We start from the raw sequence: 26,135 nt of genomic DNA, 5'->3' as shown, positions 1-26,135 counted from the left end.
GCGCACTGGCGTGTGCGCGACGGCGGCAGACTCACTGAGGGTTCGTCGAATAGCCGGGGTTCACTGCTCGATCTACAGCTTGGTCCATGCCTCGGTCAGCACGCCACGCAGGATCTGCTCGATCTCGTCGAACACGCCCTGGTCCGCGGTCAGCGGCGGGGACAGCTGGATGACCGGGTCGCCGCGGTCGTCGGCGCGGCAGTACAGGCCGTTGTCGTAGAGCGCCGTGGACAGGAAGCCGCGCAGCAGACGCTCGGCCTCGTCCTCGTTGAACGTCTCCTTGGTGCCCTTGTCCTTGACCATCTCGATGCCGTAGAAGTACCCGTTGCCGCGCACGTCGCCGACGATCGGCAGGTCCTGGAGCTTCTGCAGCGTGGCCAGGAACTTGGACTCGTTGTCCAGCACGTGCTGGTTCAGGCCCTCGCGCTCGAAGATGTCGAGGTTGGCCAGCGCCACGGCCGAGGACACCGGGTGCCCGCCGAACGTGTAACCGTGCATGAAGACGTTGTCGCTGCCGTTGTAGAACGGCTCGGCGATGCGGTCCGAGACGAGCATCGCGCCGATCGGCGAGTAGCCCGAGGTCATGCCCTTGGCGCAGGTGATGATGTCCGGCACGTAGTCGAACTTGTCGCACGCGAACATCGTGCCGAGGCGGCCGAACGCGCAGATGACCTCGTCCGAGACGAGCAGCACGTCGTACTGGTCGCAGATCTCGCGCACCCGCTGGAAGTAGCCGGGCGGCGGCGGGAAGCAGCCGCCGGCGTTTTGCACCGGCTCCAGGAAGACCGCGGCGACGGTGTCGGGGCCCTCGTTGAGGATCGCCACCTCGATCTGGTCGGCGGCCCAACGGCCGAAGCCCTCGGGCGAGGAGTCGGCGAGGAACTCCGGCTTGCGGTACTGGTTGGTGTTCGGCACCCGGAAGGTGCTCGGCACCAGCGGCTCGTACGGCGCCTTGTAGTCCGGCAGGCCGGTGATCGACAGCGCGCCCTGCGGGGTGCCGTGGTAGGCGATGGCCCGCGAGATGACCTTGTGCTTGGTCGGCTTGCCGGTCAGCTTGAAGTAGTGCTTCGCCAGCTTCCACGCGGACTCGACGGCCTCGCCACCACCGGTGGTGAAGAAGACCTTGTTCAGGTCGCCCGGGGCGTGGTTCGCCAGCCGCTCGGCCAGTTCGATCGCCTTGGGGTGGGCGTAGCTCCACACCGGGAAGAAGGCGAGCTGCTCGGCCTGCTTGCGGGCCACCTCGGCCAGCTCGGTGCGGCCGTGACCGGCCTGTACGACGAACAGGCCGGCGAGGCCGTCGATGTACTTGCGCCCGTTGGTGTCCCAGATGTAGCTGCCTTCACCGCGCACGATGGTCGGCACGGGAGCGTTCTCGTAGGACGACATGCGGGTGAAGTGCATCCACAGGTGGTCGTAGGCGCTCTTGGAGAGGGCCGCGTTGTCGTACTGCTGTGTCATCGAGTACCCCACTGGTAGGTCTGCTTCCGAAGCTTCAGGTAGACGAAGCTCTCGGTGCTCCGTACGCCCGGAATCGCTCGAATCCTCTTGTTGATGATGTCGAGCAAGTGGTCGTCGTTCTCGCATACGAGTTCCACGATGAGGTCGAAGGAACCTGCCGTGATGACGACGTAGTCCACTTCCTTCATCGTGGCCAGTATGTCCGCTACGGGATCGATGTCTCCTTCGACACGGACCCCGACCATGGCCTGGCGATGGAAGCCGACGGTCAGCGGATCGGTCACCGCGACGATCTGCATCACGCCCTGGTCGAGCAGGCGCTGAACGCGTTGACGCACGGCGGCCTCCGAGAGACCGACCGCCTTGCCGATCGCGGCGTATGAGCGGCGCCCGTCCTCCTGGAGCTGCTCGATGATCGCCTTCGACACGGCGTCGGCCGGAGCGTTCGGGTTTCTGTCTCGACCGGCCACGTGGTCACTCTGCCTCATCAAATGGGCCTTTCGCAAGGGAATCCGTTGACTTTGCTCAGTGAGACAACTGATTCAGTTGTTGGTTCGTGATGGGGATGCGGATACCGACAGCAATCCGGTTAGGCTGGGAACGCGACCCAGGCCGGGATCGACCCCCTCACCGTCCTGCCGGTGCCGCCCCGTTTTCGAAGGAGACTTGGGACATGAGCGACCTGCGTACTCTGCGCAACTACATCGACGGCACGTTCACCGACGCCGCGGACGGCGGCACGCTCGACATCGTCGACCCCGCCACCGGCGAGGTCTACGCGACGTCCCCGCTCTCTCGCGAGCGGGACGTCGACGCGGCGATGCGTGCGGCGGCGGCGGCGTTCGAGACCTGGAGCGAGACCACGCCGGCCGAGCGGCAGCTCGCGCTGCTGCGGATCGCCGACGCGGTGGAGAAGCGCGCCGACGAACTGATCGACGCCGAGTGTCTCAACACCGGCAAGCCTCGCGCGCTCACCGCGTCCGAGGAGATCCCGCCGATGGTGGACCAGATCCGCTTCTTCGCGGGCGCCGCGCGCATGCTCGAAGGCAAGTCGGCCGGCGAGTACATGGCGGGGCACACGTCCATGGTGCGCCGTGAGCCGGTCGGTGTCTGTGCCCAGGTGGCGCCGTGGAACTACCCGATGATGATGGCGGTGTGGAAGTTCGCGCCGGCCATCGCCGCGGGCAACACCGTGGTGCTCAAGCCGTCCGACACCACCCCCGCCTCCACCGTGCTGCTCGCCGAGATCATGGGCGAGATCCTGCCCGCCGGCGTGTTCAACGTGATCTGCGGCGACCGCGACACCGGCCGTTTGATGGTCGAGCACAAGACCCCGGCGATGGCCTCGATCACCGGTTCGGTACGCGCCGGCATGTCGGTCGCCGAGAGCGCGTCCAAGGACCTCAAGCGGGTGCACCTCGAACTCGGCGGCAAGGCGCCCGTCGTGGTCTTCGAGGACGCGGACATCGCCGCCGCGGCCGAGGGCATCGCCGGTGCCGGCTTCTTCAACGCCGGCCAGGACTGCACCGCCGCCACCCGGGTGCTCGTGCACTCCTCGATCCGCGACGAGTTCGTCGCCGCGCTGGCCGCGGCCGCCGCGGAGCTGGCGACCGGCCCGCAGGAGGACGCGTACTTCGGCCCGGTCAACAACGTCAATCAGCTCAAGCAGGTCAGCGGCTTCATCGAGCGCCTGCCGGCGCACGCCAAGGTCGAGACCGGCGGGCACCAGGTCGGCGAGAAGGGCTTCTTCTACGCCCCGACCGTGGTCTCCGGGCTGAAGCAGGACGACGAGATCATCCAGAACGAGGTGTTCGGCCCGGTCATCACCGTGCAGTCGTTCGAGGACGAGGCGGAGGCGCTGGGCAACGCCAACGGCGTGCAGTACGCGCTCGCCTCCTCGGTGTGGACCAAGGATCACGGCCGGGCGATGCGGATGGCCAAGCGGCTCGACTTCGGGTGCGTGTGGATCAACACGCACATCCCGCTGGTCGCCGAGATGCCGCACGGCGGCTTCAAGCACTCCGGCTACGGCAAGGACCTCTCCGGCTACGGCTTCGAGGACTACACCCGGATCAAGCACGTGATGACGAACTACGACGCCTGATCCCACCGCCGCGCCCGCGGCGTCGGCACGACCCACCCGCACCCTGTCAACTCCGCTCCGCGAGGGTTGACAGGGTGCGTGTTGCCGTCGGGGGTGGGCGGACGCCACGATGCGGTGGGCCATTTTGTACGCCACTGTGCGGTCCCCCGCCCACGGAGCAGGCCCCACCCCCGCATTCGCCAAGGAGTCGCCGATGACCCGCGCCCGCACTCGCGCCCAGTCCCCGCTGCGGATCGCCGGGCACCGGGTGGACCGGCGGATGTTCCTGCGCGGCACCGGCGCGGCGGCGGCCGCGGGCACCCTGGCCGCGTGCGGCGTGCCCTCCGCGTACGTCCAGGAGAGCAAGCGCGGCGGCCGGGACCGGTCGGAGCAGGAGAAGGTGGTGCGCTTCTCCAACTGGGCGCTCTACATCGACATCGACGAGAACGACGAGCAGAAGCACCCCACGCTCGACGCCTTCACCGACAAGACCGGGATCAAGGTCCGGTACTCGGAGGAGATCAACGACAACGACGAGTTCTTCGGGAAGATCCACCCGGCCATCCAGGCGGGCAAGGAGCCCGGACGCGACGCGATCGTCATCTCGGACTGGATGTGCACCCGCTTCGTCCGGCTCGGCTGGGTGCAGAAGCTGAACAAGGCCAACCTGCCGCAGGTGGACGCCAACCTCGCCGAATCGCTGCGCAGCCCGGGTTACGACCCCAGGCGCGAGTACACCGTGCCGTGGCAGAGCGGGATGACCGGCATCGCGTACAACAAGAAGCTGGTGGACCGCGAGATCCGGTCCGTGAACGACCTGTGGCGACCCGAACTCAAGGGGCGGGTCACCGTGTTCGCCGGCTTCATGGAGGCGGTCGCGCTGCTGATGCTCGGCGAGGGCGCGGACATCAAGACCTTCACGGACGCGGACGTGGACAAGGTGATGGAGCGCATGCAGAAGCTGGTGGACAAGGACCACATCCGCAGCTTCACCGGCAACGACTACACCTCGGGCCTGGCCAACGGCGACATCCTGGCCTGCCAGGCGTACTCCGGCGACGTCGGCCAGCTCAAGCTGGACAACCCCGACATCGAGTTCGTGGTGCCCGAGGAGGGCGCCGAGCTGTGGTCGGAGAACCTGATGGTGCCGAACAAGGCCGCGCACAAGACCAACGCCGAGAAGCTGATGGACTTCTACTACGACCCGGAGGTCGCGGCCGAGCTGGCGAACTACGTGGCGTACGTGTGTCCCGTCCCGGCCGCGCAGCAGGTGCTGGCCGAGTCCTCGGACCAGGAGATGCGCGAGTCGGCGACCAACCCGCTGATCTTCCCGGACGCCGAGATGACCGCGAAGCTGCACGGGATGCGCGAGACCACCGAGGACGAGGAACGGCGCTGGGAGAAGGCGTGGGGGAACATCATCGGCCTGTGAGCCGGCGGATCAGCGCTCCGCCAGGGCCGGGTCGGCGGTGACGGCGCCGCGATAGGCGCGCAGGCCCAGCAGCGGGAACACCAGCACCGAGACCATGCCGGCGCCGACCATCGCGGCGGCGGTGCCCGCGCGCAGTTCGCCCTCCTCCACACCGATACCGCTGATCACCACGATCAGCGGCAGACCGGCCGAGGCGAACAGGGCCAGGCCCAGCCGCACGGCCGCCGGCGAGCCGCGCTCCATCAGGTACGTCGGCACCCCGCGAACCACCAGCAACAGCGCCAGGAACAGCGGCAGCAGGGCCAGCGTGCCCGCGTCGGCGAACAGCGCCCGGCCGTCGAAGCGCACCCCGCTGATCACGAAGAAGACCGGGACGAACATCCCGAAGCCGATCGCGTCCAGCTTGCCCGCGACCGTCTCGCGCGTCTCGGCGGGCATGTCGGACAGCAGCAGCCGGATGACCAGTCCGGCGGCGAACGCGCCGAGCAGGGGGTCCAGGCCGAGTTCGCCCGCGGCCCAGACCAACAGCGCGAGCGCGAGCACGGCCAGCCGGATGGCGAGTTGGCCGCTGGAGTGCAGCGTGGCCCGGACCACCCGGTCCAGCGAGTCGGGCAACGGTCGGCGCGCGAACGCGAACACCACCACGGTCACCGCCGCGAAGCAGGCCAGCGCGATCGCCGAGGCGCCCGCGTTGCGCCCGCTCAGCAGCAGCGACACGGCCACGATCGGGCCGAACTCGCCGAGTGTGCCGATCGCCATCACCTGGGTGCCGAACCGGGTCGGCAGCGCCCCCGCGTCACGCAGGATCGGCAGCAGCGTGCCGAGCGCGGTGGTGGTCAGGGCGAGGCCGACCACCAGGCGGGACATCGTCGAGCCGGACCACACCAGCAGCAGCCCGAACAGCAGGCCGACCACCAGCGACAGCGCCCAGCCCAGCGTGGCCCGACGCAGCGGTCGGCCGCTGAGCCGGGTCGGATCGATCTCGAAGCCGGCCAGGAACATCAGGAACGCGAGCCCGAAGTCGGCCAGATAGGTCAGCACGGCACCCTCGTGCACCCAGTCCAGTGCGGACGGACCCGCCAGGACGCCGAGCAGGAGTTCGAACACGACCGTGGGCACCGGGATCCGGCGCCCGAGCAGATCGGCCACGAGCGGTGCGGCGAAGGCGAGGGCCAGGACGATCAGAAGTGACGCACTGTCGGGGGACACCGGCGGAGCATAATGCGCATCCGGTGCGCATTCCGGCAGACGCGCAGGTCGGCGGCCGACCTCCCGGCAAGAGCCGCCCGGACGGACGCACTAGGGTCGATATCCATGACTAGCAGCTCCCCCGAGGCCACCCCCGCGCCCGCCGTCGAACTGCCCGCCGACTCCGGTACCGACCCCGGAACCGAGCCTGTGACCTGGGATGTCGTGGTGATCGGAGCCGGCCCCGCCGGGGCGTCCGCGGCCCTGGCCGCGGCGCGCGCGGGACGTCGGGTGCTGGTGCTGGACCGGGCCGAACTGCCGCGCTACAAGACCTGCGGCGGCGGCATCATCGGCCCCTCCAAGAGCGCCCTTCCGCCCGGGTTCGAGCCGCCGGTCGAGGACCTGGTGCACGAGGTCGAATTCACCCTGCGCGGTCGCCGCCGGCGGGTGCGCTCGGCCCGGACCACGCTGATCGGCCTGGTCGACCGGGCTCGCTTCGACGAGGCGCTGACCCGGGCGGCGGTGGCCGCGGGCGCGGTGCTGCGCGAGGGCGTCGCGGTCTCCCGGATGGCCGAGCGGGACGGCCTGGTGACGCTGACCCTGCCCGGTGGCGAGTTGTTGCGGGCACACGCGGTGGTCGGCGCGGACGGCAGCGCGGGACGCAGCTCGGCCTACGTCGGGGTCACCTTCGACCAGGTCGACCTGGGCCTGGAGGCGGAGATTCCGGTGCCGCCGGAGGTCGCCACGCACTGGCGCGGCCGGATCCTGCTCGACTGGGGGCCGCTGCCGGGCTCGTACGGTTGGGTCTTTCCCAAGGGCGACACGTTGACCGTCGGGGTGATCTGCGCCCGGGGCGAGGGCGAGGCCACCCGCGCCTACCTGCGCGACTTCATCGGCCGGCTCGGTCTGGCCGGATTCCGGCCGGCCGTCGAGTCGGGCCACCTGACCCGCTGTCGCAAGGAGAGCGCGCCGCTCTCGCGCGGCCGGGTGCTGGTGGCCGGCGACGCGGCCGGGCTGCTGGAGCCGTGGACGCGCGAGGGCATCTCGTACGCGCTGCGCTCGGGCAGGCTGGCGGGGGAGCGGGCCGCGCTGGTGGCCCAGGTGGGCACCGATGCCGAGGTGGACAAGATCGGCGCCGAGTATCACGCGGACATCGACGCGGTGCTGGGCCGCGAGATGCGCGCCGGCCGGCTCCTGCTGGGCGTGTTCGAGCGGCACCCCGGGATGTTGCACCACGCGGTGAGCACGCTGCCGCAGGGCTGGCGGGTGTTCCGCAAGGTGGTCCAGGGACGGACCACGTTCGCCGACCTGCTGGAGCGGCCCGCCGCCCGGCGGGTGCTGGCGCTGACCGGCCACTGACGAGGTCGGCCGGCCCCGGGACCGTCCTTCACGGGTCCGGGGCCGGCCTGTGCGGGCGGGTGCCGAACTCAGTCCCGAGCCGGCTCGTCGTCGCCCTCGGCCGAGCGGATCCGACGCAGGCGCGCGCCCTGGAACAGCGCGTTGCCCACCAGCATCAGGCCGAGCGCGCCGCCCGCGAGGGGCAGCGTGTCGTCGTCGGGGCCGGTCTTGGGCAGCGAAGTCGGCGGTGTGGCCTGGTCGGTGCCGCCGGTGCTCGCGCCGGTGGTGGTGCCGCCGGTCGTATCACCGCCGCCGGTGCTGCCGCCTCCGGTCGTGCCACCGCCGCCGGTGCTGCCGTTGCCTCCGGTACTTCCGCCACCGGTCGTGCCGCCACCCGTCGTGCCCCCGCCGGTGGTGCCGCCGGGAATGGGTGATTCGACGGTGTAGCCGATGAAGGACGGGTCGTTGTTGTTGGGCACGTTCTTCAGGGTCAGCGGTCCGCGCCGGCCCAGGACCATCGTCGTGTCCCTGGCGTCCTGGGGGACCACCAGCACGCAGAACGTGGAGATGTCGGGCTCCGCCGCGAGCGGGAGCCGGACCTCGGCCCGAGCCGCGCGCGGCGACCGTGCCGGCGGGTATTCCACCGTTGCGGACCAGCGCCTGGTCTCGTGCGGTTTCAGGAATTCGAACGTGCACCGGAACGAACTCACCCACTGCGGACCCGGATCGGTCAGCGCCCTCGCGGGTTCACAGCCGGGCACCGAGAGGATCTTCAACTGTCCCGTGCTGTAGGCGTATACGTCCCGATGGGGATCCATTTGGCCGGTGTTGTTGGTGACGGTGAACCAGATCGTCGACCGTCCGTTCGCGTCGAAGGTGATCTGGTTGTCGGTGTCGACCCCGAACGCCGCGGTCGGCGGCTTGGTCGTCGTCGGCGGTCGAGTGCTGCTCGGTGGTGGCGTCGTGGGCGGCTTGGTCGTCGGCCGGTGGGTGCTCGGCGGCGGCGTGCTCGCCGGCTCGGTGGTGGCCGGCTTCGTGGTGGCCGGCTTCGTGGTGACCGGGGGCCTGGTGCCGGTCGGCGGTTCGGTGCCGACCGGCGGCTTGGTGGTGACCTCGCCGGTCGGGCCGTGGGTCCGGGTGTGTGCGCTGCCGGATCGCTGCGCGGGCCCGTTTCCCTCGGTGTCCGCGACCGCCAGGCCGGCGCTCAGAATCATTCCTATTCCGACCGGAACGGAAATTATCAAGGCTGCTCGTTTGACGTTTTCTGATCGAAGTTTTTTCGGTGTGAACATGCGGTATCCCCCTCCCGCTATGTGTGACGATTCGTTCTACCATGTCCGTCCTAAGCTTTCGCAGGGCCTTTCACAGGTAATCCGACGAAAGTGGCAATGGTCTGATCTTGAAAAGCACGGTCTGATCTTGAAAAGCGGCGGGACCTGGGGGAAAGCCGATGTCGGGCGGGCCTGGAGAGGATTGGGCGGGCTTCGTGGTCGGAGCCCGATACGAGTTGGTGAGCGTGCTCGGCAGCGGCGGCATGGGCACCGTGTGGCGGGCCCGGGATCGGCTGCTGGATCGACCCGTGGCGGCGAAGGTGATCACCACCGGCTGGGGGCGCAGCGCGTCCCGGTCCTTTCGCGAGCGCAGCCTGCGCGAGGCGCAGGCGACCGCACGGATCAACCACCCCAACGTCGTCCGGGTCTACGACTACGTCGAGGACGACGACCGGCTGTGGATCGTGATGGAACTGCTCGACGCCCGCTCGCTGGACACCATTTTGGAGGAGGACGGGCCGCTCACCCCGCACGCCGCCGCGGCGGTGGCCGTGCAGATCGCCCGCGCGCTCGCCGTCGTGCACGCGCAGGGCGTCATCCACCGCGACGTCAAGCCGGGCAATGTGCTGATCGCCGGGGACGGACACGCCGTGCTGACCGATTTCGGCATCGCCGCGCTGGAGGGGGTGAGCGGGCTCACCGGCACCGGGGCGATCCTGGGCTCACCCGAGTTCATGGCCCCCGAGCGGATCGAGAGCGAGCATCCCGGGCCCGCGTCGGACCTGTGGTCGCTGGGCGTCACGCTGTGCGCGGCGGTCACCGGCGCGTCGCCGTTCCGCCGATCCACCCCGGTGGCCACGATGCACGCGATCGTGATCGCCGAACCCGAGGTGCCGCAGGAGATCGGTCCGCTGGAGCCCCTCGTCCGCGACCTGTTCCGGCGCGACCCGGCGCGGCGCCCGGACTCGGCCGAGGTGGAGGCGCGGCTGGACGCGCTGCTCGCGGCCGAGGGCCGCCGGCACGCGGGCGACGTGACCCGGCCGATCCCGCCCACCACACTCGGCCGGGTGATCGAGCGCGGGCCGGACGAGCACGAGTCGGACGCGGCGAACGACGACGCGACGTCGGCGCCGACCGTGCACCCGCAACCGCCGCTGCGCGACCTGATGCCGCCCGCCCGGATCGCCCCCGACGACGACGCCCCGCTCGACCCGTTCCCGCGCGTGCCCGCCGCGCCGGCGCCGGAGCATCGGCCGCGCACACCGGCCGACCGCGCGCACTCGCCGACCTACCCGATGCCGACCCGTACCGGCCGGCCGCCCCGCTCGCGCCGCCGGCGGTGGGCCGTGTTGATGCCGCTGGTCACCCTCCTGGTGGCCGGCGCCGTCGTGGCGGCGCTACTGCTCGCCGGCGGCGACGGGGACGACGGGAAGGGCGGCGACTCGGGCCCGATCCCGCCGACGAGCTCCGCGACCGGCGGCGCCGCGGCGAACCCGATCGCGGGCCTCGCGCCCTACCCGAGCACGCCCCCGGGCACCCCGCCGATCCCGGTCCGCACGGCCGACGAGGGCACCTTCACCTGGCCGATCCCACAGGAATGGACCCGCAAGGAACAGGACCAGAGCGTGGTCTACACCGATCCGGCCGGCCCGAGCGTATTGACCGGGCGTACCGCGTTCCAACAGACCACGGATTTGTTGGAGCAGTGGCGCGACGACGAACAGAACGCGCGGAGGGTTTTTCGCGACTATCGAAAGGTGATCTTCGAGGAACGCGCCATCCAGGGCCGAAAGGGCGTCGTCTGGGAATACACCTGGACCGAGTCCGGCACCGCCCGGCACGCCGTATTGGCCGCGGTGATCGTCAACGGCATCTACATCGAGGTCGACGTGTTCGGCGTCGAGCGGCAATGGGCGCGCGACGCGGCCCTGCACGGGCTCGCGGTGAGCGCCCTCGCCCTCGCGGGCAGCCGCTCCGGCGTCTGAGCCGCCCCGGGCGTCGGCGCGCCGCGCGGTCAGCGACGCAGCGCCTCCAGGCCGAGTAGTGCCACGTGCAGCGACAGACAACTCTCCACCTGGTCCAGGTCGACGCCCAGGATGCGCTCGATCCGGTGCAGCCGCTCGTAGAAGGACGGGCGGGACAGGTGCGCGGCGTCGGCCGCCGCGGACTTGTTCCGGCCGTGGTCCAGGTAGACCTGGAGCATCGCGATCAACTGGGTGCCCTGCTGCGCGTCGTAGGCGAGCAGCGGCCCGAGTTCGCGCTCGACGTAGGTCTGCAACCGCGCGTCGTCGCGCAACAGGTGCAGCAGTCCGCGCAGTCGCACGTCGGGCAGCCGGTAGAAGGCCGCCTTGCCGCCCTGGTGCAGCGCGGCGTCCGCGACCTGGGTGGCCTCCAGGAGCGAGCGGCGCGCGTCGCGCACCGCGCCCACCGAGGAGCCGACCGCGACCACGATGTCGTCCGCGAGGTCCGGGGCGAGCCGGCGGATGGCGGCGGAGAAGCCCTCCAGCGCGCCGTCCTCGGTGTCCTGCGACGCGAGCGCGACCAGCAGCCCGACGTTCTCGTCGTCGAGCCCGCCGACCAGCGCGGCCAGCCGGCGCTCGCGGACCGCCGCGGCGGCGATCTCGGTGAAGTCGCGCAGCCGGGCCTGCGATTCCAGCGCGGCCGGGGTCACGCTGCGGCGCAGCCGCAACACCACGCCGACCAGACGCCGGCCCTCCAGCGGGACACCGAGCGCCCGGGCCCGCAGGGTCACCTCGGCCACGGTGTAGGAGTGGGTCAGGATCCCGGACAGCAGCGTGCGGTGGGTCTGCCGTTCCAGGCTCTCCCGGTCGCGTACCACCAGCCGGTTCAGCGCCAGGGTGGACGCGGCCCGCTCCAGGAGCATGGTCTGCTGCGCGGGCGGAGTGCCGCCGTCGCCGACCAGCACCAGTCGGCCCCAGTCGTGGCCGCGCGCGCCGACCGTGGTCACCAGCCACCCGGTGCGCTCGTCGAAGGCGGTCCGGGCGGACAGCCGAAGTTGTCGGGAGCGGTCCTCCCAGTTCTCCAGCAGGGTTTCCGCCACTATCCCGGCCGCGTCGTAGGCGAGCACCTGGTGCGCGAGGTTCTCCAGGATCACCGGGCGCCCGGCCATCCGGGACGCCTGCCGGACGATCTCGGCGGGTTCGGCACCCTCGACCGCGAGTTCGTTGAACGCCTGATGCACCGCCTCGGAAGCCTGCAACTCGGCGAGTTGGGCGTCGATGATCAACCCGTGCACGGCCTCGGTGATGCCGATGAACCGGGTCTCGTCGCGCAGGGTGATCACCGGCAGGCCGACCTGCTCGGCCGCGGCGACCAGCGCGCGCGGCAGTTGCTCGGTGTAGCGCCGGCCCAGCTCGACCACGAGTCCGGCCGCGTCCACGTCGGCCAGATCGCGAATGTAGCGTTGCAGGCCCTCGCGCTCCTCGGGGAGCGCGATGCCGGTGGCCATCACCAGTTCGCCGCCCTTGAGCAGCCGGGTCACGTCCGGCAACTCGCTGATGTGCACCCAGCGCACCGGCCGGGCCAGGCCGCGTTCACCCGCGACCACCTGTGGGCGACCGCGCTGGACGATGTCGAGGGCCAGTACGTCGGCGACCGTGGGGAACATCCGAAAACCTCCGCGAGCTGACAACGGCCCGACCGCGACGGCGGTTGGTTCCCGAAGGAAGCGGGAATTCGCGAGCAATCTGTAAACGGCTCGGCGGGCGACGCTTTCATGGTGACAGGTCGTCGCCCGGTTCGACCCCCGACCCCGGGGTTCGGCCGAGTGATTGGCGACCTGTAAAGCCGATGCCGCGCTCCCTGTCGATGTGCCTGTTGCGGCACCCCGTGTCGAAACGGCATCGTCCTACGCTGACGCGGCTCACGCGCATAACCACCGCACGCAGCGCCCGTCGGCTCATCGAAAACCCCCTTGGAGGGCTCCCATGCCTGTGCAGGACTTCGGCAAAGGTCATCAGTACGTCGGGGGACAACTGCGGCAGGGCTCGTCCAGAGAAACCTTCGACGTCACCAACCCGGCGACCGGCGAGACGGTCGAGACGCTCACCCTCGCGGGCACCGCGGACGTGGACGCGGCGGTAGCCGCCGCCAAGGACGCCTTCCCGCAGTGGTCCGGGGCCACCCCCGGCGACCGGGCGACCGCGCTGAACCGGTTGTCGGTACTGCTGGAGGAGCGCGCCGAGGAGTTCGCCCGGGTCGAGACCGCGCAGGCGGGCAAGCCGATCCGGCTCAGCACCGAGTTCGACGTGCCCGGCACGATCGACAACACCGCGTTCTTCGCGGGTGCGGCCCGCAACCTGGAGGGCAAGGCGGCCGGCGAGTACTCGGCCGGCTCCACCTCGATGGTGCGCCGCGAGGCGATCGGCGTGGTCGGCTCGATCGCGCCGTGGAACTACCCGCTCCAGATGGCCGCGTGGAAGATCCTCCCGGCGATCGCCGCGGGCAACACCATCGTGCTCAAGCCGGCCGAGATCACCCCGCTGACCTCGCTGATGTTCGCCCAGGCGTGCGCCGACGCGGGCATCCCCGACGGCGTGGTCAACGTGATCACCGGCAAGGGGCGGACCGTCGGCGAGTACCTGATGGGCCACGCGGACGTGTCGATGGTCTCCTTCACCGGCTCCACCGGCGTCGGCAAGCGCGTCGGCGAGGTGGCCCTGCAGACCGTCAAGCGACTGCACCTCGAACTCGGTGGCAAGGCCCCGTTCGTGGTCTTCGACGACGCCGACCTGGACGCCGCGATCAACGGCGCGGTCGCCGCGTCGCTGATCAACTCGGGCCAGGACTGCACCGCCGCGACCCGCGCCTACGTGCAGCGCCCGCTCTACGACGCGTTCGTCGCGGGCGTCGCGGAGCTGTACGAGGGCGTGCGCCTGGGCGACACGATGGACCCCGCGACCGACCTCGGCCCGCTCGTCTCGCGCCGCCAGCAGGAGTCGGTGGCCGGCTTCGTCGAGCGCGCCCGCGGCTACGGCGCGACCATCGTGACCGGTGGCGAGATCCCCGGCGGCGAGCTGGCCAAGGGCGCGTTCTACCGCCCGACGCTGGTCACCGGTGTGGCCCAGGACAGCGAGATCGTGCAGGACGAGATCTTCGGGCCGGTCCTGGTCGTGCTGCCGTTCGACAGCGACGAGGAGGGCATCCGGCTCGCCAACGACACCCCGTACGGCCTGGCCGCCTCCGCCTGGACGCGCGACATCTTCCGCTCGCTGCGCGCGACCCGGGAGATCCAGGCCGGCTGCGTGTGGGTCAACGACCACATCCCGATCATCAGCGACATGCCGCACGGCGGCTACAAGGCGTCCGGCTTCGGCAAGGACATGTCGCAGTACTCCTTCGACGAGTACACCCAGGTCAAGCACGTGATGTACGACGGCACGGGAATCGCCCGCAAGGACTGGCACCGGACGATCTTCGGAGCGCGGTAACCACCCATCGAAACGGGCGGCCGAGAGCGCGAGTTCTCGGCCGCCCCTGCGGCCGGCGTGCGGTGCGGGGGCCCGCGACGCGGCGAGAGGAATCATGACTGAGCAGCAGCGGGCCGGCGCCTCCGGCGACGTCTCCTTGGCGGGTCTGAGCAAGCACTACGGTGACTTCACGGCCGTGCGACCGATGGACCTGACGATCCCCGCGGGATCGTTCTTCGCCCTCCTCGGCGCGTCGGGCTGCGGCAAGACCACGACGCTGCGGATGATCGCCGGACTGGAGCAGCCCTCGACCGGCAGTGTCAGCATCGGTGACCGCGACGTCACGGCCCTGCCGCCGTACAAGCGCCCGGTGAACACGGTGTTCCAGAACTACGCGCTGTTCCCGCACCTGAGCGTGGCCGACAACGTCGGCTTCGGCCTCAAGCGGCGCGGTATCAAGGACACCTCGAAGCAGGTCGGGGAGATGCTCGACCTGGTCGAGCTGGGACACCTGGCCAAGCGCAAGCCCACCCAGCTCTCCGGCGGTCAGCAGCAGCGGGTCGCGGTGGCCCGCGCGTTGATCAACACTCCGCAGGTGTTGCTCCTGGACGAGCCGCTGGGCGCGCTCGACCTCAAGCTGCGCCGGCAGATGCAGCTCGAACTCAAGCGCATCCAGACCGACGTGGGCATCACCTTCGTGCACGTGACGCACGACCAGGAAGAGGCCATGACGATGGCCGACACGATCGCCGTGATGAACGGCGGCCGAATAGAGCAACTCGGCTCCCCGGTCGAGTTGTACGAGGCACCGCGCACCACCTTCGTGGCCAACTTCCTGGGCCAGTCCAACCTGCTCGACGTCAAGGTGACCGGGCGCGCCGACGGCGATCTGCTGTTGGAGGCGCACGGCAACCGGCTGGCCCTGCCCGCCGCGCGCTCGGCCGCCGAGGGCGACCGCATCGTGATGGGCATCCGCCCGGAGAAGATCACCATCGCCTTCGCGGCGGACGCGAAGGTCGCGGACAACCGCAACCGCCTCGACGGCGGCGTGATCGTGGACGCGGCGTTCATCGGCGTCTCCACGCAGTACGTCGTGCGGATGCCGTGGGACCAGGAGTTCACCGTGTTCGAACAGAACATGGAGCGCGACCCGCGCCTGGTGCCGGGGGCGACGGTGACCCTGCACTGGAACCCCGGACACGGCTTCGGCCTGGAGTCGGGCGACCTGACCGCGGGCATCGCCGAGGCGAGCGAGGACGCCGCGTGAGCGCGCTCGGCACCCTCGGCGCGGGCACGACGGGAGGTGCGGACACCAAGACCACGGAGCTCAAGCGGCGCGGCAGATGGGTGCCTTACGCCCTGCTCGCGCCCGGCCTGCTGTGGCTGGTGGTCTTCTTCGCGATCCCGATGGTGGTCCAGGGCTCGACCTCGCTGCAGACCGGCAACCTGACCAAGGGCTACGACCTCACCTGGCACTGGGCCACCTACTGGGACGCCATCGACCAGTACTACCCGCAATTCCTGCGCTCGTTCGGCTACGCGGCCGCGGCGACCGTGATGTGCCTGGTGATCGGCTACCCGCTCGCCTACGCGATCGCGTTCAAGGCGGGCAAGTGGCGCGGCATGTGGCTGGTCCTGGTGATCGCGCCGTTCTTCACCAGCTTCCTGGTGCGCACGCTGGCCTGGAAGACGATCCTCGCGGACAACGGGATCGTCGTGGACGTGCTCAACACGCTGCACTTCACCAACGTCACCGCGTTCCTCGGGCTGACCCAGGACGACCGGGTGCTGGCCACGCCGCTCGCGGTGATCTGCGGTCTGACCTACAACTTCCTGCCGTTCATGGTGTTGCCGCTGTACGCGTGCCTGGAGCGGATCGATCCGCGCCTGCACGAGGCCGCCGGCGATCTGTACGCGTCGCCGCGGACGACCTTCGCCAAGGTCACCTTCCCGCTGTCGCTGCCGGGCGTGGTCTCCGGCACGCTGCTCACCTTCATCCCGGCGTCCGGCGACTACGTCAACGCGCAGTGGCTCGGCTCGCCGGACACCGGCATGGCGGGCAACGTGATCCAGACCCAGTTCCTGCGGGTGCTGGACTACCCGACCGCCGCCGCCCTGTCGTTCATCCTGATGTTGTTGATCGTGCTCATGGTGACGGCGTACATCCGCAAGGCGGGGACGGAGGACCTGGTCTGATGGCCGTCGTCAACTGGTTGCGGCGCAACGTCATCGTCTTGTTCGGGCTGCTCGCGCTCGGCTACATGACGCTGCCCAACATCGTCGTGCTGATGTTCTCGTTCAACGACCCGAACGGGCGCTTCAACTACACCTGGAACGGCTTCACGCTGGACGCGTGGGAGGAGCCGTGCGGGGTCGCGGGCATCTGCGACTCGGTCGCGATCAGCATGAAGATCGCGCTCCTGTCCACCCTGATCGCCACCGTGCTCGGCACCGCGATCGCGTTCGCGCTCGGTCGCTACCGGTTCCGCGCCCGCGGCGCGATCAACACCCTGCTCTTCCTGCCGATGTCGATGCCCGAAGTGGTGATGGGCGCCTCGCTCGGCACGTTGTTCCTGAACATGCGGATCAACACGGGCTTCGTGACGATCCTGATCGCGCACATCATGTTCTGCCTGAGCTTCGTCGTGGTCGCGGTCAAGGCCCGGGTGTTGGGCATGGACCCCAAGCTCGAAGAGGCCGCGCAGGACCTGTACGCGTCACCCACCCAGGTGTTCCTGCGGGTGACCCTGCCGCTGGCCGCGCCCGGCATCGGGGCGGGCGCGATGCTCGCCTTCGCGCTGAGCTTCGACGACTTCGTGATCACCAACTTCACCTCGGGCAACACGGTCACCTTCCCGATGTTCGTGTACGGCGCGGCCCAGCGCGGCACCCCGCCGCAGATCAACGTGATCGGCTCGGCGATGTTCGTGATCGCGGTGCTGATCGTGATGATCGGGCAGATCCGAGCCTCGCGGCGAGCCAAACAGCAGGCGTAGGCGCGCCTGCGCCGATGATTGATCCCAAATCTGTAGCTATGCGGTGAAACCGTCGGGGCCCGACAAGGCGGCCCCGACGGACACTGCGAGAGTGGTGAAACCCCATGGGTCCCCGGAACACGTCGGATCCTGCTCCCTCGGTCGAGGCCGTCCGCTCGCTTGCCGACGCCGCGCCGACCCCCTTCTGGCTCGACCGGAGCGACCGCCCCGAACCGCGCCCGGCCCTGGTCGGCGACGACCACTGCGACCTGGCGATCGTGGGCGGCGGCTACTCGGGCCTGTGGACGGCGCTGATCGCGAAGGAACGCAACCCCTCGCGCGACGTGGTGCTGCTGGAAGCGCACGAGATCGGCTGGGCGGCCTCGGGCCGCAACGGCGGATTCTGCGCCGCGAGCCTGACCCACGGCTTCTACAACGGGCTGGACCGCTGGGAGAGCGAACTCTCCCGACTGGAGCGGCTCGGCGAGGAAAACCTCGACGAGATCGAGGCGGCGATCAAGCGCTACGGCATCGACTGCGACTTCCGTCGCACCGGTGAACTCAACGTCGCGACCCAGCCGCACCAGGTCGAGGAGTTGCGCGAGGAGATCGACCTCGCCCGGAAGTACGGCACCGAGCTGACCTTCCTGGACCGGGACGAGGTGCGAGCGCAGGTCGACTCGCCCACCTACCTGGCCGGCGTCTGGGACAAGACCGGCTGCGCGATCATCGACCCGGCCCGACTCGCCTGGGGCCTCAAGGCCGCGTGCGAGTCGCTGGGCGTGCGGATCCACGAGCGCACCAAGGTGACCGAACTGGGCGAGCACGGCTCGGGCATGGTGCTCAAGACCGCCTACGGTCGGGTCTTCGCGGGCAACGTGGCGCTGGGTACCAACGTGTTCCCGTCGTTGGTCAAGCGGCTGCGGCCGTTCGTGGTCCCGGTCTACGACTACGCGATGATGACCGAGCCGCTGAGTGCCGAGCAGCTCGCGGCGATCGGTTGGCACAACCGACAGGGCATCGGCGACACGAACAACCAGTTCCACTACTACCGGCTCAGCGCGGACAACCGGATCCTGTGGGGCGGTTACGACGCCATCTACCACTACGGTGCCAAGCTCTCCTCGGACCTGGACCAGCGTCCGGAGACGTTCGCGAAGCTCGCGGGGCACTTCTTCGAGACGTTCCCGCAGCTCGAAGGTCTGCGCTTCACCCACACGTGGGGTGGCGCGATCGACACCTGCAGCCGCTTCTCGGCGTTCTTCGGGACGGCGTACAAGGGCAAGGTCGCCTACGCGCTGGGCTTCACCGGCCTGGGCGTGGGCGCGACCCGGTTCGGCGCCGAGGTGATGCTGGACAAGCTCGACGGCCGTCCGACCGAGCGCACCCGGCTGGAGATGGTTCGCACCAAGCCGCTTCCGTTCCCGCCGGAACCGATCAAGTGGGCGGGCGTGACGATGACCAAGTGGTCGATGGACCGCGCCGACAAGAACGCCGGCAAGCGCAACCTGTGGCTCAAGGCACTCGACAAGGTCGGGATGGGCTTCGACAGCTGAGCCGCCGAAAGGGGCGGACGGATCGGCCGTGCGGCGCATCCGTCCGCCCCTTCGCCATGGGACAGGGATCCCAACCTGTAAGGCGGATGCCGCAAGGGCCGACACCTTGGAGCTTGAGCCCGACCCGCGCCGCCCGTGAGACTGGCCTCCCGGGGCTTGTGCGGCCCCTCGCCAATCCCGCATCCCCCGGAAGGTCGAACCGTGACGAACCACGTAACCCACTGGATTGCCAACGCGGAGTGGACCGGCGTCTCCGAGCGTCGGGGCGACATCCACAACCCCGCCACCGGCAAGATCACCGGCACGGTCGACTACGCCTCGGTGGCCGAGGTCGACGAGGCCGTCTCGGTCGCCGTCCGCGCCTTCGCCTCCTGGAAGAACGCCTCGCTCGCGAAGCGCTCCACGGTGCTCTTCAACTTCCGTGAGCTGCTCAACGCCAAGAAGGACGAGCTCGCCGCGATCATCGTGGCCGAGCACGGCAAGGTGCACTCGGACGCGCTGGGCGAGATCGCCCGCGGCCAGGAGGTCGTGGAACTCGCCTGCGGCATCCCGCACCTGCAGAAGGGTGGCCACTCCGAGCAGGCGTCGACGGGCATCGACGTCTACTCGATCCGCCAGCCGCTGGGCCCGGTCGCGATCATCTCGCCGTTCAACTTCCCGGCGATGGTCCCGATGTGGTTCTTCCCGATCGCGATCGCCACCGGCAACACGGTGATCCTCAAGCCGAGCGAGAAGGACCCCTCGACCGCGAACTTCCTCGCCGACCTGTGGAAGCAGGCCGGTCTGCCCGACGGCGTGTTCAACGTCGTGCACGGTGACAAGGTCGCCGTGGACCGCATCCTGGAGCACCCCGACATCAAGTCGGTCTCCTTCGTCGGCTCGACCCCGATCGCCCGGTACGTCTACGAGAACGGCACCCGCTACGGCAAGCGCGTGCAGGCCCTCGGCGGCGCCAAGAACCACATGCTGGTGCTCCCGGACGCCGACCTGGACCTGGTCGCCGACGCCGCGGTCAACGCCGGCTTCGGCGCGGCCGGCGAGCGCTGCATGGCGATCTCCGCCCTGGTCGCGGTCGAGCCGATCGCCGACGAGCTGATCGCCCGGATCAAGGAGCGGATGGCCAAGCTCCGGGTCGGCGCGGGCAACGACGCCGCGTCCGAGATGGGCCCGCTGGTCACCCGCCAGCACGCGGACAAGGTGCTGTCCTACGTCCGGGCGGGCGAGGACCAGGGCGCGACGCTCGTGGTGGACGGCCGCGAACACCCGATCAACGGGGACGACACCGCCGACGGCTACTGGGTCGGTCCGACCCTGTTCGACAACGTCACCCCCGAGATGTCGATCTACACCGACGAGATCTTCGGCCCGGTGTTGTCGGTCGTCCGGGTCGCGTCCTACGACGAGGGCCTGGCGCTGATCAACGCCAACCCGTACGGCAACGGCACCGCGATCTTCACCAACGACGGTGGCGCCGCCCGCAAGTTCCAGAACGAGGTCGAGGTGGGCATGATCGGCATCAACGTGCCGATCCCGGTCCCGGTGGCCTACTACTCGTTCGGCGGCTGGAAGAACTCGCTCTTCGGCGACCTGCACGCGTACGGCGCCGACGGCGTGCAGTTCTTCACCCGCGGCAAGGTCGTCACCCAGCGCTGGCTCGACCCGAGCCACGGCGGCATCAACCTGGGCTTCCCGACCAACGACTGACGTTCGCTCGCCTCGGCGAGCCTGCCCACCGAGCCCGCCCGACCCCAATGACGTGGTCGGGCGGGCTTCGTCGTGCGCGGCCCGGGCACCGACCCGGGTCGCTTCGCCATTTCCTCCGCACGCCTTCCCTGGCAGCATGCGTGACGGGTCGTCAGATGATCAGTCGACGGCCGTTACGGACGTGACAGGGGAACGGCGCATGCCCATCGAAGACGACCCGGCCGGCGATACCGCCATCCGGTTGATCCAGATATCCGACGTGCACTACCGGGACGCTCCGGGCACCCACGGGTTCGTGCAACACGACCCGGACGCCGGGCTGGCCGCGGCCCTCGCCGACGCCGCCGACGCGCTCGCCGCGGCCGACCTGCTGGTGGCCTCCGGCGACCTGGCCGACACCGGCGAGCCGGGGGCCTACCGGCGGCTGGCAGACGTGCTCCAGGAGCTCCCGGTGCCGGTGTACTGCCTGCCGGGCAACCACGACCGCCACGACGCCTACGTCGCGGGCCTGCCGCGCACCGGCGTGCATCTGGAACCCGCGGTGCGGATCGGGCCCTGGCTGCTGCTCATGGTGGACACCAACGCGCTCGGCCGCGAACACGTGGGCGACGGTGTCTACCGCGACCTCGACGACCGGATGACCCGGGCCGACGGGCCGGAGCTGAGCGCGCCCGAGGCCGCCCGGATCCGGGAGATCCTGGCCGGCTCGGACGCCGAGCACGTGCTGTTGTTCGTCCACCAACCGCCGCTCGCGGAGATCTGCCCGAGTCTGGACCCCTCCGGCCGACTCGGCGCGCTGCTCCGCGACTTCGGGCGGATCCGGGCCATCTCCGGCGGCCATCTGCACGGCTCGCTGGAGGGCGAGTTCGCCGGAGTGCCGGTGTTCGTGGCGCCCTCGACCACGTACAGCATCGACTACGCCGGCAAACACTTCGACGGCCCCGGCTATCGCACCTTCACGCTGCACCCGGACGGCCGGGTCGAATCCGCCGCGCACACCGCGCCCGGCCCGATCACCGACGAGATGCGGGCCAAGCCCGCACCGCGCTTCCTCACCGATCTCATGCTCGGCGTGGTGACGATCGAGGAGATGCGCGAGATGAGCGACGAGCAGTTCCGAACCCGGTTCGGCGAGCCCCGTCCGGTGCGCGGCGCCTGAGCCCGATTCCCACGACCCGACCAGTACGAGGAGACCCGTGACACAACATCAGGCGGACGCCGGACTCACCCTCGAAGGGGTCCGCAACTTCCGCGACATCGGCGGACTGCCCACCGCCGACGGCCGGCGGGTGCGAGCCGGCCGCTACTTCCGCAGCGGCCACCTGGCCAAGCCCACGGACGCGGACCGCGCGGTCCTGGCCGACCTGGGCATCCGGCTCGTGGTGGACCTGCGCAGCCCGGCCGACATCGAACTGGACGGCGCCGACGTGCTGCCCGAGGGCGCCCGGTGGTTGAACCTGCCGATGTCCGACCCGGCCCGACACTCGGACTTCTGGAGCGATCTGCGCAACGCCGACCTGAGCGTGTTGCGCGAGCGACTGGGCGACGGGCGGGCGCAGAAGTCGATCGCGGCGGACTACCGCGACCAGGTGGTGGCCCGGGTCGACCGGCACGCGCGGATGTTGCGCGCCATGCTCGACGCGGACGGCCTGCCGGTCGTGGTGCACTGTTCGGCCGGCAAGGACCGCGCGGGCATCGCGGCGGCCCTGGTGCAACGGATCGTCGGCGTCTCCGCCGACGACGCCGTGGCGAACTACCTGGTCAGCAACGAGCCGGGCAACCGCTACGAGCCGAACTCGGACAAGCTCGCGATGCGACCGGGGCTGCTGGAACTCTTCCAGCCGTTCCTGGAAGTGCGCGAGGAATACCTGCGTGGCGCGCTCGAGGTGATGGACACCCACTGGGGCGGCTTCGACGCCTACCTGGAGCAGGGTCTGGGCCTGGACGCGGACCGGCTGGACCGGCTGCGGGCGCTGTTGCTGGAGGACTGAGCCGGGCCCGGACGGCCCCGGGACGGTGCCCACAGGAGGAGGCACCGTCCCGGGGGCGGCAGGCCGTCCGGCGATTGCCGAAGGCCGCCGGGAATCAGGAGTCGTCGGCCATCAGCTTGATGTTCCAGCGGGTCTCCTGGCGCGGACGCAGGTAGACCAGCCAGTACAGCGCGGCCACCACCAGCACCCCGCCGGTGATCAGCAGCGCGCGGGTCGGCTGTTCGGTCAGCACGTAGATCATCGACGCGATCAGGAGCACCGGGATCGCGGGCCACAGCGGCATCCGCCAGGCCCGGGTCTCCTTGTGCACACCCTTGCGGGCGACCAGTGCGGCCAGTGCCACCACCAGGTAGAGCGCGGCGACCGCGACGCCGGTGACCTCACCGAGGATGTCCAGGTTCACGAAGCACAGCAGCGCGCCGGGCACGCCGACGACCAGCGTGGACACCCACGGCGAACCGAACCGGTTCACCTTGCCGAAGGCCCGGTTGATCGGCTCGGGCCAGGCCCGGTCGCGGGCCGAGGCGTAGACCACGCGGGAGTTCTGGATCACCATGACCACGCCCGCGTTGATGATCGCCAGCGCGATGCACAGGCCGATGAAGGTGGCCGTGCCGTGGTTGGACCAGCCCTCGACCAGGCCGAGGATGTCGCCGCCCGCCAGGGTCGCCTGGTCCGGCGCGCCGAGCGAGATCGCGATGGTCGGCACGATCAGGATCACGCCGCCCAGACCCAGGGTCCACAACACCGTGCGTGAGACCGTACGGCGCGGGTTCTCCATCTCCTCGGCCAGGTAGACCGCGGTGGAGAAGCCCTGCAGGGCGAACAGCGCGCCGGCCATGCCCGCGATCAGGATGCCCATCTTCAGTGGATCCGTCGTGTTGCTCGCCGCGTCCACGACGACCTCGGGCTTGATCAGCGTCGAGGTGGACTGGTGCACGTTGGCGAAGCCGAGGAAGGCCACGATCGCCGCGGCGACCACTTCCAGGGCCAGGAAGACGCCGGTCACCCACGCGTTCGCGCGCAGGTCGAGCAGACCCATGATGGTGGCCAGGATCATCACCGCGGCGCCGGCCCACATCGTGTCGATCGTCGCGATCGAGGTCAGATACTCGGCGGTGCCCAGGGCGATGATCGGCGGCACGATCATCACCACGATGGTGGCGATGATGAAGACCAGCCAGCCCATGAAGCGGCCCATGAGGGTGCCGACCATGGCGTACTCGCCGCCGGCGCTGGGGATCAGGGTGCCCAATTCGGAGTAACAGAACGCGACGCCGACGCACAGGACGGCGGCCACGACCAGGGCCAGCGCGGTGCCGGAACCCAGATCCGCGAACATCCCCGGCACGATCACGAAGAGCGAGGACGCGGGGGTCAGGCACGAGAGGGTGAGCAGGGTGCCGCCGACGACTCCGATGGAGCGCTTGAGCGGGGCGGGGGTGCCACCGGCGTCGAGGGTGACTGGAGTCAGGGTCCCGGACGGCGGTGGGGTTGTTTCAACAGCCATGTGTCGCTACCTCTGCGGGACAGCGGGGTGCGGTTATCGCCTCCGGGACGGATGTGAGCCGTTCGGATCCGCCGAACGGTGCGGCGTAATACAAACGCCCGTTAGATCATGCGTCAAGATCCCGTTAGCAACTGATTCCGTAGGTCGTACACCCAGATTTCATTGAATAACGCTCCAAGCTGGCATCTGATGGTGCGTAATCCGCAGATGAAGCTGCGGGAAAAGTTTCCTCACCGTTCACCTGTCGAGATAGCCTCCGGCCATGGTCAACCGCGTACTCGCGCACACCGGGGCCCGGCATCCGGTGATCCAGGCGCCGATGGGCTGGATAGCCCGCTCCCGACTGGCCGCGGCGGTGTCCGCGGCCGGCGGGCTGGGGATGGTGGAGACCTCCTCCGGCGAGGTCGACGCGTGCCGTCGGGAGATCGACACGATGGTCGCCTCGGGGCTGCCGTTCGGGGTCAATCTGCCGCTGATGTTCCTGCGCGACGATCGGCTCGTGCGGCACGTGGCGGACGCGGGTGTGCGCTTCGTGACCACGTCGGCGGGCAATCCGGCGACCTTCGTGGACCTGCTCCGGGAGCACGGCCTGACCGTGTATCACGTGGTGCCCTCGATCCGGGCGGCCCGCAAGGCGGTCGAGGCCGGCGTGGACGGGCTCGTGGTCGAGGGCGCCGAGGGCGGCGGTTTCAAGAATCCGGCCGAGGTGTCGCTGCTCGTGTTGCTCCAGGGCATCCGGGAGATCACCCACCTGCCGCTGGTCGCCGCCGGCGGCATCGTGGACGGTCGCGGCATGGCGGCGGCGTTCGCGCTCGGCGCCGAGGCGATCCAGATGGGCACCCGGTTCCTGGCCTCGGCCGAGAGCCCGGTGCACAGCCACTACAAGCAGGCGGTGCTGGCCGCGGACGAGACCGGGACCGTGGTGGTCAACCGCACCGGCAGCCCGACCATGCGCGTCCTGGGCACCGAGTTCTCCCGCGCGCTCGCCGCCTCGGGCGGACCGGCGCACAGCTCGCTCGACGCGATCAAGCGGTTGTACTTCGACGGCGAGATGGAGGCGTCGCTCGCCTCCGCGGGCCAGTCGGTCGGCCTGGTGCACGACGTGGAGTCGGTGGCCGCGATCATCGAGCGGACGATGGCGGGCTTTCACGCGGCGCTGGCGACGGCGGTGCGCCGGGCCGGCGAGGTCTGAGGCCGCCGGCGTCGGCCACCCGGGCCGCCGCCCACAGCACGATCGCGCACAGCGCCCACGAGGCCAGCACGTCCGCGAGCCAGTGGTAGTCGCACCACAGCAGCGCGAACCCGATCAGGGCACACGAGGCGGCCGCGCCCGCGGCCCAGCGTCGGCCCGCCCGCGCCGAGCCGACACGCCCGAGCAGCAGCGCGGCGATCCCGTAACAGACCGTCGAGGTCGCGGTATGGCCGGACGGGAAGAAGCCCCACGCGTCCGCGGCCACCGGCGATTCGCTCGGGCCGGGCCGGCCGATCAGATCCTTGCCGCCGATCACCGCGATCGTCACCACGAGCACGCCGCCCGCGGCGATCGCGATCGGGGAGGCACGGCGTGTGCGTACGGCGGCGAACAGCGCCGCGACGGCGAGCGCGATCCCGGCGGGCAGTGGCCCGCCCAGGTCGGCCAGGAAGTGCATCGGGCCGTCCAGCCAGGCCGTCCCGGGCGCGCCCGCGAGGTCGCGCATCGCGTTTCGGACCGTGCGGTCCAGGGTGATCGAGGGTCCGCTTTCGGCCACTACCTGGACGGTGAGCGCGACGAGCACGAGCGCGAGAATCAGCGGCACTGCGAGGCCGCGCGTGTACTGTGAGTGAACAGACCACCGCCCCGGAACGGGGGGCGTTGTCCCGGGGCGGCCGCCGGCTTGCTCAGGGCCGGCGTCGGTGGAAGGTCTGTGCATCTCACTCGAAGATACGCGGAGAACAGGTCGGCGGGTTCCCGACGCGCGGCCTCCACACAAAGCCTGCACACGTTCTCCACGGTCTGGAAGGCGGGACATACACGCTGTACGTTGGAGCATTGAAGGGTGTGAGCGGCGTCACAGCGCGTGTCGCGTGAGTCCGGCCGCCCCGGAGAGTCCAAGTACGCGGAGAACATCCGTAAGCAGGACAAACCGACGGTGGCTCGAGTGACGTGGCATTGACGCAATGTCGTCGATCGCCCCTCTGCTGTCAGCACGCAAAGGTAGGG

20 protein-coding genes are annotated in these 26,135 nt (G+C 70.0%); 13 read left to right on the top strand and 7 right to left on the bottom strand.

Features of this window, described 5'->3' with window-relative positions:
* Positions 1-72 precede the first annotated feature (72 nt).
* Together ACFXMF_RS04575 and ACFXMF_RS04570 are read right to left on the bottom strand one after the other, a co-directional pair.
* Entirely contained in the window at positions 73-1,458 is a 1,386-nt protein-coding gene (locus ACFXMF_RS04575; RefSeq protein WP_360304678.1) for an aspartate aminotransferase family protein, read from the bottom strand.
* Positions 1,455-1,946, bottom strand: coding sequence for an Lrp/AsnC family transcriptional regulator (locus ACFXMF_RS04570; protein WP_379989642.1), 492 nt, complete (start codon positions 1,944-1,946; stop codon positions 1,455-1,457). The genes ACFXMF_RS04575 and ACFXMF_RS04570 overlap by 4 nt, the downstream gene beginning before the upstream one ends.
* 185 nt (positions 1,947-2,131) lie before the next feature.
* Here ACFXMF_RS04570 and ACFXMF_RS04565 point away from each other — a divergent pair, with 185 nt between their 5' ends.
* Together ACFXMF_RS04565 and ACFXMF_RS04560 are read left to right on the top strand one after the other, a co-directional pair.
* Positions 2,132-3,562, top strand: coding sequence for a gamma-aminobutyraldehyde dehydrogenase (locus ACFXMF_RS04565; RefSeq protein WP_360304680.1), 1,431 nt, complete (start codon positions 2,132-2,134; stop codon positions 3,560-3,562).
* Positions 3,563-3,755: 193 nt separating this feature from the next.
* Positions 3,756-4,973, top strand: coding sequence for a spermidine/putrescine ABC transporter substrate-binding protein (locus ACFXMF_RS04560; protein ID WP_360304682.1), 1,218 nt, complete (start codon positions 3,756-3,758; stop codon positions 4,971-4,973).
* 9 nt (positions 4,974-4,982) lie between these two features.
* On the opposite strand, the gene ACFXMF_RS04555 is transcribed toward ACFXMF_RS04560, so the two are convergent.
* Positions 4,983-6,182 (bottom strand): cation:proton antiporter, encoded by a 1,200-nt coding sequence (locus ACFXMF_RS04555; RefSeq protein ID WP_379989641.1) that lies wholly within the window; start codon positions 6,180-6,182, stop codon positions 4,983-4,985.
* Positions 6,183-6,287: 105 nt separating this feature from the next.
* Here ACFXMF_RS04555 and ACFXMF_RS04550 point away from each other — a divergent pair, with 105 nt between their 5' ends.
* On the top strand, positions 6,288-7,520 hold the full coding sequence (locus tag ACFXMF_RS04550; protein ID WP_379989640.1) for a geranylgeranyl reductase family protein: 1,233 nt from the start codon (positions 6,288-6,290) through the stop codon (positions 7,518-7,520).
* 68 nt (positions 7,521-7,588) lie between these two features.
* On the opposite strand, the gene ACFXMF_RS04545 is transcribed toward ACFXMF_RS04550, so the two are convergent.
* Positions 7,589-8,713, bottom strand: coding sequence for a hypothetical protein (locus tag ACFXMF_RS04545; protein ID WP_379989639.1), 1,125 nt, complete (start codon positions 8,711-8,713; stop codon positions 7,589-7,591).
* A 272-nt stretch (positions 8,714-8,985) separates the two neighbouring features.
* On the opposite strand from ACFXMF_RS04545, the gene ACFXMF_RS04540 reads away from it, so the two are divergent.
* Positions 8,986-10,755, top strand: coding sequence for a protein kinase (locus ACFXMF_RS04540; protein ID WP_379989638.1), 1,770 nt, complete (start codon positions 8,986-8,988; stop codon positions 10,753-10,755).
* Between the two features lie 29 nt (positions 10,756-10,784).
* Here the strand turns inward: ACFXMF_RS04540 and ACFXMF_RS04535 are convergent, their stop codons facing one another.
* The gene (locus ACFXMF_RS04535; RefSeq protein ID WP_360304692.1) at positions 10,785-12,398 is read right to left on the bottom strand and encodes a PucR family transcriptional regulator ligand-binding domain-containing protein; all 1,614 of its coding nucleotides are present in this window, start codon (positions 12,396-12,398) and stop codon (positions 10,785-10,787) included.
* Positions 12,399-12,717: 319 nt separating this feature from the next.
* On the opposite strand from ACFXMF_RS04535, the gene ACFXMF_RS04530 reads away from it, so the two are divergent.
* The 8 genes from ACFXMF_RS04530 (at position 12,718) to ACFXMF_RS04495 (ending at position 22,425) form a co-directional block, all read left to right on the top strand.
* The gene (locus ACFXMF_RS04530) at positions 12,718-14,220 is read left to right on the top strand and encodes a gamma-aminobutyraldehyde dehydrogenase (protein WP_379989637.1); all 1,503 of its coding nucleotides are present in this window, start codon (positions 12,718-12,720) and stop codon (positions 14,218-14,220) included.
* Positions 14,221-14,314: 94 nt separating this feature from the next.
* On the top strand, positions 14,315-15,466 hold the full coding sequence (locus ACFXMF_RS04525; RefSeq protein ID WP_360304696.1) for an ABC transporter ATP-binding protein: 1,152 nt from the start codon (positions 14,315-14,317) through the stop codon (positions 15,464-15,466).
* Positions 15,463-16,395: an ABC transporter permease gene (locus ACFXMF_RS04520; RefSeq protein WP_360304698.1), complete on the top strand. Its 933-nt coding sequence runs from the start codon at positions 15,463-15,465 to the stop codon at positions 16,393-16,395. The genes ACFXMF_RS04525 and ACFXMF_RS04520 overlap by 4 nt, the downstream gene beginning before the upstream one ends.
* Entirely contained in the window at positions 16,395-17,195 is an 801-nt protein-coding gene (locus ACFXMF_RS04515; RefSeq protein ID WP_360304700.1) for an ABC transporter permease, read from the top strand. Before ACFXMF_RS04520 ends, ACFXMF_RS04515 begins: the two co-directional genes overlap by 1 nt.
* Positions 17,196-17,299: 104 nt before the next feature.
* Positions 17,300-18,730: an FAD-dependent oxidoreductase gene (locus ACFXMF_RS04510; protein WP_360304702.1), complete on the top strand. Its 1,431-nt coding sequence runs from the start codon at positions 17,300-17,302 to the stop codon at positions 18,728-18,730.
* A gap of 201 nt (positions 18,731-18,931) precedes the next feature.
* Entirely contained in the window at positions 18,932-20,434 is a 1,503-nt protein-coding gene (locus tag ACFXMF_RS04505) for a CoA-acylating methylmalonate-semialdehyde dehydrogenase (protein WP_360304704.1), read from the top strand.
* A 199-nt stretch (positions 20,435-20,633) separates the two neighbouring features.
* Positions 20,634-21,593, top strand: a complete 960-nt coding sequence (locus ACFXMF_RS04500; RefSeq protein WP_360304706.1) for a metallophosphoesterase — start codon at positions 20,634-20,636, stop codon at positions 21,591-21,593.
* A 37-nt stretch (positions 21,594-21,630) separates the two neighbouring features.
* Positions 21,631-22,425 (top strand): tyrosine-protein phosphatase, encoded by a 795-nt coding sequence (locus ACFXMF_RS04495; RefSeq protein ID WP_360304708.1) that lies wholly within the window; start codon positions 21,631-21,633, stop codon positions 22,423-22,425.
* Positions 22,426-22,519: 94 nt separating this feature from the next.
* Here ACFXMF_RS04495 and ACFXMF_RS04490 read toward each other — a convergent pair whose 3' ends face one another.
* Positions 22,520-23,935 (bottom strand): APC family permease, encoded by a 1,416-nt coding sequence (locus tag ACFXMF_RS04490; RefSeq protein ID WP_360304710.1) that lies wholly within the window; start codon positions 23,933-23,935, stop codon positions 22,520-22,522.
* 262 nt (positions 23,936-24,197) lie between these two features.
* Here ACFXMF_RS04490 and ACFXMF_RS04485 point away from each other — a divergent pair, with 262 nt between their 5' ends.
* Positions 24,198-25,127: an NAD(P)H-dependent flavin oxidoreductase gene (locus ACFXMF_RS04485; RefSeq protein ID WP_379989636.1), complete on the top strand. Its 930-nt coding sequence runs from the start codon at positions 24,198-24,200 to the stop codon at positions 25,125-25,127.
* Here the strand turns inward: ACFXMF_RS04485 and ACFXMF_RS04480 are convergent.
* Positions 25,057-25,731 carry a phosphatase PAP2 family protein gene (locus ACFXMF_RS04480; RefSeq protein ID WP_379989635.1) on the bottom strand — a complete coding sequence of 225 codons (675 nt, stop codon included), beginning with the start codon at positions 25,729-25,731 and terminating at the stop codon, positions 25,057-25,059. The two genes, ACFXMF_RS04485 and ACFXMF_RS04480, sit on opposite strands and share 71 nt — an antisense overlap.
* Positions 25,732-26,135: the final 404 nt, after the last annotated feature.

This window comes from Embleya sp. NPDC059213 (assembly GCF_042754445.1).
In the GTDB taxonomy this organism is placed as follows: Bacteria; Actinomycetota; Actinomycetes; order Streptomycetales; family Streptomycetaceae; genus Embleya.
The sequence above is the reverse complement of the archived record's forward strand: the minus strand, read 5'-3'. Positions and strand labels throughout refer to the sequence as shown.

Excerpts from the sequence above, each read along its gene's own strand:
- ACFXMF_RS04575 (WP_360304678.1), bottom strand. The coding sequence starts at position 1,458 with ATGACACAGCAGTACGACAACGCGGCCCTCTCCAAGAGCGCCTACGAC.
- ACFXMF_RS04570 (WP_379989642.1), bottom strand. The coding sequence starts at position 1,946 with ATGAGGCAGAGTGACCACGTGGCCGGTCGAGACAGAAACCCGAACGCT.
- ACFXMF_RS04565 (WP_360304680.1), top strand. The coding sequence starts at position 2,132 with ATGAGCGACCTGCGTACTCTGCGCAACTACATCGACGGCACGTTCACC.
- ACFXMF_RS04560 (WP_360304682.1), top strand. The coding sequence starts at position 3,756 with ATGACCCGCGCCCGCACTCGCGCCCAGTCCCCGCTGCGGATCGCCGGG.
- ACFXMF_RS04550 (WP_379989640.1), top strand. The coding sequence starts at position 6,288 with ATGACTAGCAGCTCCCCCGAGGCCACCCCCGCGCCCGCCGTCGAACTG.
- ACFXMF_RS04545 (WP_379989639.1), bottom strand. The coding sequence starts at position 8,713 with ATGATTCTGAGCGCCGGCCTGGCGGTCGCGGACACCGAGGGAAACGGG.
- ACFXMF_RS04535 (WP_360304692.1), bottom strand. The coding sequence starts at position 12,398 with ATGTTCCCCACGGTCGCCGACGTACTGGCCCTCGACATCGTCCAGCGC.
- ACFXMF_RS04530 (WP_379989637.1), top strand. The coding sequence starts at position 12,718 with ATGCCTGTGCAGGACTTCGGCAAAGGTCATCAGTACGTCGGGGGACAA.
- ACFXMF_RS04525 (WP_360304696.1), top strand. The coding sequence starts at position 14,315 with ATGACTGAGCAGCAGCGGGCCGGCGCCTCCGGCGACGTCTCCTTGGCG.
- ACFXMF_RS04515 (WP_360304700.1), top strand. The coding sequence starts at position 16,395 with ATGGCCGTCGTCAACTGGTTGCGGCGCAACGTCATCGTCTTGTTCGGG.
- ACFXMF_RS04510 (WP_360304702.1), top strand. The coding sequence starts at position 17,300 with ATGGGTCCCCGGAACACGTCGGATCCTGCTCCCTCGGTCGAGGCCGTC.
- ACFXMF_RS04500 (WP_360304706.1), top strand. The coding sequence starts at position 20,634 with ATGCCCATCGAAGACGACCCGGCCGGCGATACCGCCATCCGGTTGATC.
- ACFXMF_RS04490 (WP_360304710.1), bottom strand. The coding sequence starts at position 23,935 with ATGGCTGTTGAAACAACCCCACCGCCGTCCGGGACCCTGACTCCAGTC.
- ACFXMF_RS04485 (WP_379989636.1), top strand. The coding sequence starts at position 24,198 with ATGGTCAACCGCGTACTCGCGCACACCGGGGCCCGGCATCCGGTGATC.